Raw genomic sequence first — 309 nt, 5'->3', positions numbered from 1 at the left:
AGGTACGGCTGCGCGTGCTGGCCGAGTACGCCGACGGCGCGCCGCAGGATGAAGCGCGCGCCATGCGCATCGCGCCGGGCGCGCCGGTCTGGATCCGCGAAGTGCTGATGTCCGTCGACGGCGTGGACAGCGTGCCGGCCCGCAGCCTGACGCCGCTGGCAGCCTCGCACGGCGCCTGGCAGGGCATGCGGCGCCTGCGCACGCGGCCGCTGGCCGACATGCTCTATCACGATCGCACGGTCATCCGCTCGCCTTTCGCCTGCCGCCGGCTGGCCTCGCCCGTGCCCTTTCACGCCCCCGCCCTCGGCC

Annotated in this window: 1 protein-coding gene; it reads left to right on the top strand. The window is 75.1% G+C overall.

What is annotated here, in order from left to right; genetic code table 11:
- The coding region (locus KDH83_RS32295) for a chorismate lyase (protein WP_212323309.1) at nt 1-309 on the top strand (309 nt) is incomplete at both ends.

The sequence above is a fragment of the Achromobacter sp. Marseille-Q0513 genome, assembly GCF_018195695.1.
Taxonomy (GTDB): Bacteria; Pseudomonadota; Gammaproteobacteria; order Burkholderiales; family Burkholderiaceae_B; genus Achromobacter.
Note: the sequence above shows the minus strand (reverse complement) of the source record. Positions and strands in the feature narration are given on the sequence as shown.